The 1,253-nt window shown below is 47.1% G+C and carries 2 protein-coding genes; both read left to right on the forward strand.

Translation table 11 applies throughout. From position 1 onward, the window contains the following. Positions 1-670 (forward strand): tyrosine-type recombinase/integrase (locus G636_RS0114430; RefSeq protein ID WP_026508615.1); only part of this gene is annotated, 670 nt, incomplete at its 5' end. Further along, on the forward strand, positions 651-1,253 hold a 603-nt coding region (locus tag G636_RS0114435; RefSeq protein WP_035779808.1), incomplete at its 3' end, for a tyrosine-type recombinase/integrase. The genes G636_RS0114430 and G636_RS0114435, both read left to right, overlap by 20 nt.

Consider the following 1,253-nt stretch of genomic DNA (forward strand, 5'->3'; position numbering starts at 1 on the left):
GAAGTATGATGCGCATATATTTACAGATGACGAGCTGGAACGCTTCTTTAAGGCTGTTGATGCAAGCAAGTCAGTACCGTCAGAATGCCCTTACCGGGCGCTGGTAATGCCTGTGTTTTTCCGGATACTGTACACCAGTGGGATGCGGGTGTCTGAGCTACGCCTTGCAAAACTGAGAGATGTAAACCTTGATGAGGGATACATTCGTGTGCGGCAAGGGAAGAATCAGAAAGACAGGCTTGTGCCTATCCACCCGAAGCTTGTTGAAAAGTGCATTTACCTGAAGTCGCAGATCCATCAATCATCATCGGAAGACGAATTCTTTTTTATGATTCGCCCCGGATGCGAAATGAAGTTGTTCAATGTATATCATAACTTCCGCAGATATCTGGAAAAAGCGCAGATACCACATACCGGGCGTGGCCCAAGGGTTCATGATTTCCGGCATACTTATTGCGTAAATCTGCTTCGCAAATGGGCGGGAGAAGAGAAAGACCTTATGGCTTATCTCCCCTACATGCGTACCATGCTTGGACACGAATCTTTTGAGGAGACCGCATATTACCTGAAACTGACTGCGGCGGCGTTTCCTTCCATCAGAGAAAGCCTGGATAAGGCATTTCCTGATGTTATCGGGGAGGTGGTTTTTGATGAGTTTGAATACTACTGATTTCGCCCGATTGGTATCGGAATTCCTTACCGATTATCTTCCGTTACAGAGGAATTATTCAAAAAACACCATTATCAGTTATCGTGATGCATTGAAGCTACTAGTTGTATTCATTACCGATGAAAAAGGTATCCGCCTGACAGAATTTACAATGAAGGCCTTCAAAAGACAGCTTATCCTTGAATTCCTAGAGTGGATACGTAGCAGGGGCGGGAGCATTTCAACCACAAACCAGCGCCTCGCCGCGTTAAAGACTTTTGCTGAGTACGCAGGTTGTCAGCAGATTGAATATCTATCGCCGCTGCAAATGGTTCAAAACATAAAGGCAAAAAAGTCTGCTGGCCGGGAAATCGTATTCCTAAGCGTTGAGCAGATGGCCCGTCTCATCAACCGGCCAGATGTAAACACTGCGACCGGGCTCCGTCATCGGACCGTCATGACCATCCTTTATGATAGTGGGTGCCGGGTGCAGGAACTCTGTGACCTGCGAATCCGGGACATAAATACCGGCAATAATCCAACGATACGGCTCCACGGCAAAGGAAACAAGTTCCGGACAGTCACTATATCAGAGAAAACCGCC

Source organism: Butyrivibrio sp. MC2013 (genome assembly GCF_000424585.1).
GTDB lineage: Bacteria > Bacillota > Clostridia > Lachnospirales > Lachnospiraceae > Butyrivibrio.